This is a genomic window from Oxobacter pfennigii (genome assembly GCF_001317355.1).
Taxonomy (GTDB): domain Bacteria; phylum Bacillota; class Clostridia; order Clostridiales; family Oxobacteraceae; genus Oxobacter; species Oxobacter pfennigii.
In genome coordinates this window covers 1-10,085 of the sequence record NZ_LKET01000009.1, presented here as the reverse complement: position 1 = coordinate 10,085, position 10,085 = coordinate 1, and the positions used below count along the sequence as shown (strand labels likewise).

Here is a 10,085-nt window from a genome sequence, read left to right as displayed (position 1 = left end):
GACTGGAAATACGTGGCATAGAAGATATTAATGATACAATTATTGCATTTACTGCCAGAGAAACTGCAACGCCGCCTTTTCTTGAAATAAATTTTGAAAGTTTTGAAGGCCCTACAGGTCCTACCGGCCCAACTGGCGCTACCGGCGACACGGGCGCTACTGGTCCTACCGGCCCGACTGGCGCTACCGGCGACACGGGCGCTACTGGTCCTACCGGCCCGACTGGAGCTACCGGCGACACGGGTGCCACTGGTCCAACCGGTCCAACAGGAGCTACCGGTGATACAGGTGCTACTGGTCCTACCGGCCCGACTGGCGCTACCGGTGACACGGGTGCCACTGGTCCAACCGGTCCTACAGGCCCCACCGGTGAAGTCGTTTTGGCCTTTGGATCTTTAAGAGGAGCTAGTTCAGAGGTACCCGGGGCAACATTCACACCTGTACCATTTAGTGTGGTTGGACCTCTATCAGATACTATCACAGTTAGTCTATCGGGCAATGAATTAGTGGTAGGAGAAAGCGGAATTTATCAAATAACGATATCTATCAACGCTGAAGCCACTACTGAGCCGGATCCGGATCAACCATATCTAGATGCCATTATTACTGTCAATGGGGCACCGATTTTTGGCGATACTACTACTTTTTTTAAGATATCTAATAGAAGCAGTTCAACCTTTGTCGTTCAAGCCCCCTTAACAGCAGGAGATGAAGTAGGGGTAAGCATTAGTACGGATTTTCCTGTTTTAGGTTATATGAATCGCTCTTTAACTGTTGTTCAATTAAGTAATTAAATGGTTTTCAATGGGAATGAGGCAAAACTAAAAATAAGATTCTTAAATACATTGTAGTAAATCTGAAAATGTTATATTATTGCAATGTATCGGAGGAATCATATGCACAATAATAATAAAATTGAAGCTCCAGATAAAAATTCATTTTATAGGGAGCTTCTTTTATAATTACAATACCTTAAAGTAAAATGTAGCGATTTCTCAATTTAATCAGTTTATGATCGCGGCTTATTTGGCTGTTGCGTTTTGAATAGTAAAATGAATATTGTGAGAGTTCTCAGAAAGTCCTAAGGCTCGCTGCCTTGAAAATACAAGAATTTTTAAACTTCTTATGCTCAGACAATCTAAAATTCTAAGTATTTTCTGCGGAAGATCGCCAAGATTTGCCGGCATGCTAAAAATCCATTCAGATATTGAGAAGGTTCTTTATGCTCAAATCCAGTATTTTATATGAATGGGTTATTGCACCGACAGATATATAATCCACTCCGGTTGCCGCCACTTTTTTTATATTTTCAAGGGTTATATTTCCGGATGCTTCTGTAAGGGCTTTTTTATTTATTATTTTTACGGCTTTCTTCATGGTTTCTATATTCATATTATCAAGCATGATAATATCAGCCTTTGCTTCCAATGCTTCGTAAACTTGTTCTATGGTTTCTGTCTCTACTTCAATTTTTCTTACAAATGATGAATTGTCTCTTACGGAATCCACCGCATTTTTTATACCTCCTGCAGCGCTTATGTGATTGTCCTTTAACATAATGCCGTCAGACAGGCTGTATCTATGATTGTATCCGCCGCCAACCTTCACAGCGTATTTTTCCAGCAGCCTTAAATTAGGAGTGGTTTTCCGGGTATCTAAAAGCCGGGCTCCGGTACCCTCCAGCTCTTGTACATACCTTCTTGTAAGCGTTGCAATACCGCTCATTCTCTGGAGAAAATTAAGTGCCGTCCTTTCGCCGCTCAAGATGTTTCTGGTGTTACCTTTTATCCTGCCAATAAGCTGCCCTTTGACTACCTGGGTGCCATCATTTACATAAAACTCTGAGCAAACATTCCCCAGCAAAACAAACACGTGTCCAAATACTTCGAGTCCCGCGATAATTCCATCTTCTTTTGAAATGAGATCGACAGTGGATATGCTGTCCTTATTTATTGTGTTAACTGTCGTAATATCCTCTACAGGGATATCCTCCAAAAGAGCATTTTTTATTACATCATCAATTACTGACCAGTTCACTTTTCATCCCCCCGATAATCTTCTTTAACTGCTCTATTAAAATCGACCGGTTCCTGTTCTGTTCATTACGAAGTTTCTCAACAGTGTAAGAGCATTTTACATTCAATAAGCTTATAGAATCTATTGTACTGTTAATTACCTGTGAGGCTCTCCTTGAAAAGACCAGTGCTTCAAGCAGGGAATTGCTGGCCAGCCTGTTTGCGCCATGGACGCCGGTGCAGCTTACCTCGCCGCAGGCAAATAAATTTTCCATAGACGACTGAGCGTACAGGTTGACTTCAATGCCCCCCATGAAATAGTGCTGTGCAGGGGTGACCGGTATTACATCATGGGTTATATCGACGCCCCTATTTAAGCATTCATGGTATATTCCGGGAAATCTTCCTACAATATAGTCATCGGCTTTAAAGGATATATCAAGCCCTACATAAGGCATGTTTGTCCTGGCTTCTTCCTCAAATATCCTTTCAGACACAATATCTCTGGGTAAAAGTTCATCGACAAACCTTTCATTGTTTTTGTTTATAAGCCTGCCGCCCTCACCCCTTACGGCTTCGGATATAAGAAACTTTTTTTCTGAAGATTTTTCTTCATAGAAGGCAGTAGGATGAATTTGAATATAATTAAGGTCTTTGACTTTTATATTGTTTTTTAATGCTATGGCTATCCCGTCACCGGTCATGCTCCTGTAATTAGTTGAATTTCTGAATATGCCGCCTATTCCTCCCGAAGCAAAAACTGTAACTCTGGAATGTATATATAATACTTTTCCGTCCTTTAACGCCACTCCCCCGCAGCAGTAATTTCCGTACCGAAGTATATCCACAAGATGAGTATTTTCAAAAATGGTTATATTGGTCCTTTTTCTCACTTCCTTTAAGAGGGCTTCCATGACTTTACTGCCGGTCTGGTCCTTACAATGCACTATCCTGTTTATACTGTGGGCACCCTCTCTGGTGTATTGAAGGTTTCCGCCATCTCTGTCAAACTCCATACCGTATTTTATAAGGCGGCCAACATTTTCCCTTGATTCTTTTACAAGGACATTTACCGCAGCCGTATCATTTTCGTATTTTCCGGCCCTTAATGTGTCTTCTATAAATAGATTTATATCATTTTCATCCTTGGCGACGGAAATACCTCCCTGGGCAAGACTGCTGTTGCATTCTGAAAGACTTGATTTTGTAATAAGTAAAACATTCAAGTCATATCTCAAGTTCAATGCGGTATACATGCCTGCAGCTCCCGTGCCCACAATTAACACATCGACGTAAACATCCATTATATCACCTTCCCAGGATATGCATATTCATCAATGCCTTATATGCCCTGTCCCTGATTTCAGTCTCTATTGTTATTTCATGCCTCATATTTACCAGGCTGTCATATACGTCTTCCAAACGGGTCTTTTTCATATTGATGCATGTCATGGAGCCATAGGGTGTATAAAATTTTTTGCCGGGGTTTTTCTTCTGGAGCTCATGAAGTACCCCCTGCTCGGTCACAATTAAGTATTTTTCATTATCATTTACCGTTGCAAAATTGATAATCTCTCCGGTGCTTCCGATGAAATCCGCCAGATCAAGGACTTCTTCCTCGCATTCAGGGTGGGCTAATACTTTAATTCCGGGATGCAGTTCTTTTGCTGTGGTTATTTCCCGGGGCATTACTTTTTTATGGGTAATACAAAACCCATCCCATAATATTATTTTTTTATGGGGAAGCTTTTTTTGCATATAGTTTCCGAGGTTTTTGTCGGGAAGAAAAATTATTTCTTCTTCATCCATACCCATAATGATTTTTAGTGCATTTGACGACGTGCAGCATACATCGGATACGGCTTTAACCTCTGCTGTTGAATTAATATAGCATACGACTTTTGATTCAGGATGTTTGTCCCTCATGGCTTTGACGCTTTCCGCATCTGCCATTTCAGCCATAGGGCAGCCTGCATCTATGGCCGGCAAAAGCACCCTTTTATCGGGAGACAATATCTTGGCGCTCTCAGCCATAAACTTAACGCCGCAGAAAACAATAATATCCTGGCTGCAATCTTTAGCAACTTTGCTCAGATAATATGAGTCGCCGACAACATCGGCAATGTCCTGGACTTCCGGCCTCTGGTAATAATGAGCAAGTATTATGGCATTCTTTTGGGCTTTAAGTTTTTGTACATTTGATTTAATGCCTTCAGTCATTTTTTCAACTCTCCTCTTAAATTTTATAGGTGCATATACAGGTGTCTTGTCATCATGGAGTATTAAAAATACTATATCACTAAAAATATTCTTTAACAATATGAAAAAAAGTATTTAAGGTAAAGAAAAATGACTGTGATAATGAAGTATGCATTTTACCTAAATTTTTCATATGTTTACCTTCATATAATAAAGGATTAACACCGCTTTAGTAATATGTACTTGAAGAATTAAACTAAATAGTATATATGGAGGTATAACATGAAAATAGCAATTTTTACGGATACTTTCCTGCCTCAGATTAACGGTGTTACAAACACCCTGGATAAGCTTATAAAGTATTATGATAAAAGGGGCATAGGATATGTTGTTTTTGCACCGGATTATACTCAAAACACGGGAACGGAAGAAAACATACAGAGATTTTCAAGCTTTCCCTTCTTTTTATATCCGGAATGCAGCATAACTCTTCCCAATTATTCTAAAATAAAAGAAAGATTAGACCAATTCAAGCCCGACTTAATCCATATAGTCACACCCTTTTCCATGGGTCTTAAGGGATTAAAATACGGCAAAGAAGCCGATGTTCCAATCATTGCGTCATATCATACAAACTTCTCTTTATATCTTCCTTATTACAATGTCAAATTAATAGATAACCTGCTATGGAAATACACTGTTTGGTTTCACAACCAGTGCCTCATGAACTTCTGCCCGTCACAGGACACAATGGAGGATTTGATAAATCACGATATTAAAAACGTAAAAATATGGGGCAGAGGAATAGATTCCAATCTCTTTTCGTCGGAAAAGCGAAGCGCAAAATTAAGACAGGACCTTGGAATAAGTGATAGATTGGCAGTTCTTTATGTGGGCAGGGTATCCCCTGAAAAGGACTTGGACACCTTCGTTAAGGCTGCTCTTGAAATAAATAAAACAAAGAAGGACGAAGTATGCTTTGTAATAACGGGAGAAGGTCCTATGTTGGAAGAGCTTAAAACTTTAAATATAGATAATTTCATATTCACAGGCTATAAAAGAGGAGTGGAGTTAAGTGCCATATATGCATCCTGTGATATATTTGCTTTTCCATCCACCACAGAGACCTACGGGAATGTGATTTTAGAAGCTTTTGCTTCCGCACTCCCCGTTGTTGCGCCTTATATCTCAGGCTTAAAAGAAAATCTTTTAAACAATTACAACAGCTTATGCTGTCTGCCTAAAAATCATGAAGACATGGCAGAATCCATTATGAGGCTTGTAAAAGATGATGAATTAAGAAAACATCTATCGGAAAATGCAAGGGAATACGCCAGGGACAAAACCTGGGACAGCATATTTTCAAAGCTTGTAAGTGATTTTAATGAAGTCATTGATGATTGTTCAGCAGTCCAGGATTACGATAAAAATATTAAAATTTCTGCATAGGGGGCGGTATTTTGAAAGCTGCAATTATCGGAGGCTCAGGCTACGTAGGATTGGTGACAGGTGCAGGTCTTTCACAAATGGGTCACACCGTTGTATGTATGGATGTGGATAAAAGAAAGATAGAAAATCTTCAAAAAGGCATCCCTCCCATATATGAAGATGGTTTAAAAGAACTTATAGATAAAAACATGGAAGAGAAAAGTCTCATATTTACCTGTGATTTAAAAAAGGCAATGGATAAAGCCGATGTGGTTTTTATAACCGTAGGCACACCGGAAAATGAAGACGGCTCAGCAGATTTATCATATATATATAAGGCGGCGGAAAGCATAGCCAAACATATAAACGAATATATGGTAGTTGTTTTAAAGAGCACTGTGCCCGTCGGCACCTGCGATAAGGTATATGATATTATTCAAGCCAATACTGCTGATAAAAAAATATATTTTGATGTGGTATCCAATCCTGAATTTTTAAGGGAAGGCAGTGCGGTAAAGGACTTTTTCAACCCCGACAGGATAGTAATTGGCACCGAGAGCATAATGGCTTCCGGAGTTTTAAAAGAGCTTTACAGGAATTTTAAATGTCCCCTCCTTGTAACGGGAAGAAGAAGCTCCGAGCTTATAAAATATGCCTCCAACACCTTCCTTGCACTCAGGCTTTCATTTATAAACGAGATAGCCGAAGTCTGCGAAAATGCGGGAGGAGACATAGAAGAGGTGGCAAAGGGCATGGGACTTGATAAAAGGATAGGGCAATCCTATTTAAAGGCAGGCATAGGCTTTGGCGGTCCCTGTCTTGTAAAGGATTTGAAAGCCCTTATAAATACTGCCGAAAAATATGACTGCGGCAATGAGCTATTAAAAGCTGCCCTTAACAGAAACTATATGCAAAGCCGGAGCTTTATAAAGAAGCTAAAAAGCATGCTGGGCACTCTTGAGAATAAACAAATAATCATAGCCGGATTATCATTTAAGCCCGGCACCGATGACACGAGAAATTCACCTTCATTGAATATGATATCCTCTCTTTTAGAGGAAAATGCCCAGGTTTATGCCTATGATCCAAAGGTTAAATTTCTTCCCAAGCCTTACAGTAACAGTGTCACCTTTGTTGAAGATATAGAGGGCGGTGCAAAAGGAAAGGATGCAATAATTTTTATGACGGAATGGGAGGAATTCAATAATATAAATTTCAAGAAGGTAGGACACATAATGAGAACTCCTGTCATAGCAGACGGAAGGAATATCTTCAACCCCTATGAAATGATAAAGAATGGGTTTAAATATACAAGCATAGGAAGAAAACAGACTGCCGAAATTTATGCAGAAGAAAATGCTGTATAGCCTCAGCATTCTTAATACAGTCTTTATTAAAACTTAACAATTCTTAACATGTCCTATAGTAAAATTATAGTATTAAGCTTCATACTTCACATGCGAGGTAGGATATGAGAGAGAACATAGAAACTTTGATTGTTGATGATTTCATGGCTCAAATCACAGAAGGCAGATACAAGGCCCATGATAAGTTCCCTTCGGAAAATGAAATGGTTGATATTTATAAAGTGCCCAGGATTATTATAAGAAAAGCCTATGCGAGGCTGGAGGAAATGGGATATATGTATTCCATCCAGGGCAAGGGCAGGTATTTTAAAGAAAAGCAGGAGCAGATAGATCTCATATTATCCGGGAAAGAAAGCTTCAGCAAAAAAATGAAGGATAAAGGCTTTGAGCTTATTTCAAAGAATATGTTCTGCGAAAAAATAAGTTATGATCAAAGAATTTATGATGAATTGAAAGCTCATAAAAAAGACAAGGTATACAAAATAGGAAGGCTTAGAATTGTGGACAAAAGGCCCATAGCCCTTCACATTTCTTATGTTGCCAAATCCCTGTTCAGCGATATCCACATGGAAGGCAAAGATATAATATCCATGTTCGATTATTATAAACAAAAAGGATATGAGAAATTCGACTCCACGAAAAGTATATTAAGCGTATCCTTTCCTACAACAGAAGAAAAAAACATGCTGGAGTGTGCCAATCTGGTGCCTATTTTGGTCTTAGAAACCAATTGCATTGACAGTAGTACTCAAAAAATACTGGAATACACAAACATATTATACAGAAGCGATTCCTTCAAATATATTGTAAAATAGCTTAGCTGCCGAAAATTTTCGGCAGCTAAGCTATTTTATGCAATAATTACAACTTTCTCCTGTTTGGATACTCCATAGGCTGTGTTAAAGTTCTGCAAGCGCAATTATAGTTGACAAGGAAACTATATTTTGATAAATTAGTTTCAAAGGAAACTATTCTGAAAGGAAGGATAATTCGATGGAAAGTATCGGCAGATACAGTGCTGCTATTTATAGGCTCACCCAGAGTATATTTAACAATAAGCTTAAAGAGTTGGCCATTAGCAGCGGACAGTATGATTTTTTTCTTATTATAGCTAAAAATGAAGGTATAAATCAAAAGGAACTCAGTGACATACTCTATGTTGAAAAGTCAACGGTTGCAAAGGCTGTCAAGCATTTGGAGACTAAGGGTTATATTCAAAGAAAGCAAGTTGAGAAAGACAAACGATATTATTCGCTGCATTTAACAGAGAAAGGAAGAGGGGCTTTCGCAGAGGTTGAATCTGTTTTTTCTGAAATATTAGGTATTTTTTCCAAGAATATTCCTGAAAGTGTGATTGATGAGACAATAGAGGTACTGAAAAAAGTAATAGATAACTTATATGAAGAAAAAAGCAAATATGCCAGAGAATAACTTATTGAAGGAGGTATTTTGATGGAAAGAGATGCAGGGCTTCAAAAGAAAGAGCCTCTTTGGACTCGGGACTATATTTTGATTTCAATAGCAAGTTTGTTTATTACCCTGGGATTCCAGATGCTTTTACCGATATTGCCTGTTTTTTCAGCTAAGCTTGGAGGCTCAGATACCTGGGCGGGTCTGGTTGTGGGTATTTTTACCATATCCTCGGTTATAATGAGGCCCATTGCCGGCCGGTTACTGGACAGTTACGGGAGAAGAGGAGTATACATTATAGGTTTAATAGTATTTCTTTTATGCGTTATGGCATATAACTGGACTTCAACAATCTTGGTGCTGTTAGTTATAAGGTTTATACATGGCTTTGGATGGGGGGCTGCCAGCACATCCTCCAGCACAATAGCTTCTGATGTAATCCCAAAATCCCGATTGGGAGAGGGCATGGGCTATTATGGTTTAACGAGCACCCTTGCAATGGCCGTAGCCCCTGCATTGGGACTAGGACTCCAGAGTCAATACGGATTTAACATAGTTTTTTATATTTCTGCTGCTGTCGTGTTAATTTCCATTTTTATTGCTTTACCCATAAAATATCATAAACCGGATGTGCAGCAAAAATCCGGTAAAGCAGGAATATTTGAAAAATCAGCCATTCTTCCTGCCATTGTGGTCTTCTTTATCACAATGACCTATGGTGCCATTGTCTCTTTTATCGCACTCTATTCAGCTCAAAGGCAGGTTGAAAATATAGGGTTGTTTTTTACGGTGTATGCTGCTGCATTATTGATTTCACGGCCTTACTTCGGCCGGCTCACAGATAAAAAGGGCACCTCTTTTGCGGTGCTTCCGGGCATAGTTTTTGTGATAATTTCAATGGCCTTAATTTATTTTGCCGATTCTCTTATTGTTTTTCTTATAGCCGGATTTGTTTATGGAATTGGATTTGGTGCCATACAGCCGGCACTGCAGGCCATGTCCGTACGTGACATTAATCCCTCTAGGAGGGGAGCTGCAAATGCTACTTTCTTTTTAGGTTTTGATCTTGGGATTGGAGCCGGTTCAATCACCTGGGGTATAATAGCTGAGAATGCAGGTTATCAGATAATTTATCTTCTATGCATTATTCCGGCAGTTGTTGCAGCCTTTATATATATTAAATCAATAAAGCAGCCGAAACAGAATTAAAAGCAGTATACCTTATAGGATTAACTGCGTATCCTATACTCATCCTTCAGAGTGCTTATAGCAAGATTGGCAGTTGCCCAGGCAGCTATTAGCACCAAAAGACCAATCTCAAGTCGGTGCCGGTTTGGTTGGTCAGAGGTAGAAAGACTTTGTATATCAACGGTCTGAGGGCATAGGATTAAAATAAAGTAAAGGTATTATCTCTTGATAGTTTTGAGAGATAATACCCTTTTTTATTTGAACTTTTGCATTTCGGAACACTTTTTTAGGTTGAATTATGGAACCCTTTTTGATAGAATACTGGTAATTATTTATAGGGTCGACTTGACAGATAAACCTTGCTAATAAAAGTCAAGAGTTTTTTAAAAATATAAAAATTTTTTGTTAATAAAAATGGATAACCTTAAAAAACCTCATCTAGTGATGAAGAAAAAAATCTGTTATGATATAAGCGGAT

The 10,085-nt window shown here is 38.9% G+C and carries 10 protein-coding genes; 6 read left to right on the top strand and 4 right to left on the bottom strand.

What is annotated here, in order from left to right; genetic code table 11:
- Positions 1–499, bottom strand: a 499-nt coding sequence (locus OXPF_RS23255; protein WP_278308331.1) for a hypothetical protein, incomplete at its 3' end; no start/stop codon positions are given.
- 7 nt (positions 500–506) lie between these two features.
- Here OXPF_RS23255 and OXPF_RS23250 point away from each other — a divergent pair.
- Positions 507–794, top strand: a complete 288-nt coding sequence (locus OXPF_RS23250; protein WP_278308330.1) for a hypothetical protein — start codon at positions 507–509, stop codon at positions 792–794.
- Positions 795–1,200: 406 nt separating this feature from the next.
- Here the strand turns inward: OXPF_RS23250 and nadC are convergent, their stop codons facing one another.
- Genes nadC through nadA form a run of 3 tightly spaced genes read right to left on the bottom strand, consistent with a single transcriptional unit; the run spans position 1,201 to position 4,235 of the window.
- The gene (gene nadC / locus OXPF_RS00520) at positions 1,201–2,037 is read right to left on the bottom strand and encodes a carboxylating nicotinate-nucleotide diphosphorylase (RefSeq protein ID WP_054873266.1); all 837 of its coding nucleotides are present in this window, start codon (positions 2,035–2,037) and stop codon (positions 1,201–1,203) included.
- Entirely contained in the window at positions 2,018–3,319 is a 1,302-nt protein-coding gene (locus tag OXPF_RS00515) for an L-aspartate oxidase (RefSeq protein WP_054873265.1), read from the bottom strand. Before OXPF_RS00515 ends, nadC begins: the two co-directional genes overlap by 20 nt.
- A 4-nt stretch (positions 3,320–3,323) precedes the next feature.
- Positions 3,324–4,235, bottom strand: coding sequence for a quinolinate synthase NadA (gene nadA / locus OXPF_RS00510; protein ID WP_054873264.1), 912 nt, complete (start codon positions 4,233–4,235; stop codon positions 3,324–3,326).
- 261 nt (positions 4,236–4,496) lie between these two features.
- On the opposite strand from nadA, the gene OXPF_RS00505 reads away from it, so the two are divergent.
- The 5 genes from OXPF_RS00505 (at position 4,497) to OXPF_RS00485 (ending at position 9,628) form a co-directional block, all read left to right on the top strand.
- Positions 4,497–5,663 carry a glycosyltransferase family 4 protein gene (locus OXPF_RS00505; protein ID WP_054873263.1) on the top strand — a complete coding sequence of 389 codons (1,167 nt, stop codon included), beginning with the start codon at positions 4,497–4,499 and terminating at the stop codon, positions 5,661–5,663.
- Between the two features lie 11 nt (positions 5,664–5,674).
- The gene (locus tag OXPF_RS00500) at positions 5,675–7,009 is read left to right on the top strand and encodes a UDP-glucose dehydrogenase family protein (protein WP_054873262.1); all 1,335 of its coding nucleotides are present in this window, start codon (positions 5,675–5,677) and stop codon (positions 7,007–7,009) included.
- 104 nt (positions 7,010–7,113) lie between these two features.
- Positions 7,114–7,824 carry a GntR family transcriptional regulator gene (locus OXPF_RS00495; protein ID WP_054873261.1) on the top strand — a complete coding sequence of 237 codons (711 nt, stop codon included), beginning with the start codon at positions 7,114–7,116 and terminating at the stop codon, positions 7,822–7,824.
- A gap of 178 nt (positions 7,825–8,002) precedes the next feature.
- Positions 8,003–8,440 carry a MarR family winged helix-turn-helix transcriptional regulator gene (locus OXPF_RS00490; protein ID WP_054873260.1) on the top strand — a complete coding sequence of 146 codons (438 nt, stop codon included), beginning with the start codon at positions 8,003–8,005 and terminating at the stop codon, positions 8,438–8,440.
- A 21-nt stretch (positions 8,441–8,461) separates the two neighbouring features.
- Positions 8,462–9,628, top strand: a complete 1,167-nt coding sequence (locus OXPF_RS00485; RefSeq protein ID WP_054873259.1) for an MFS transporter — start codon at positions 8,462–8,464, stop codon at positions 9,626–9,628.
- The last annotated feature ends 457 nt before the right edge of the window (positions 9,629–10,085 follow it).

Coding starts and splice junctions, on each gene's coding strand:
- OXPF_RS00495 (WP_054873261.1), top strand. CDS start 7,114: ATGAGAGAGAACATAGAAACTTTGATTGTTGATGATTTCATGGCTCAA.
- OXPF_RS00515 (WP_054873265.1), bottom strand. CDS start 3,319: ATGGATGTTTACGTCGATGTGTTAATTGTGGGCACGGGAGCTGCAGGC.
- OXPF_RS00505 (WP_054873263.1), top strand. CDS start 4,497: ATGAAAATAGCAATTTTTACGGATACTTTCCTGCCTCAGATTAACGGT.
- OXPF_RS00490 (WP_054873260.1), top strand. CDS start 8,003: ATGGAAAGTATCGGCAGATACAGTGCTGCTATTTATAGGCTCACCCAG.
- OXPF_RS00485 (WP_054873259.1), top strand. CDS start 8,462: ATGGAAAGAGATGCAGGGCTTCAAAAGAAAGAGCCTCTTTGGACTCGG.
- nadA (WP_054873264.1), bottom strand. CDS start 4,235: ATGACTGAAGGCATTAAATCAAATGTACAAAAACTTAAAGCCCAAAAG.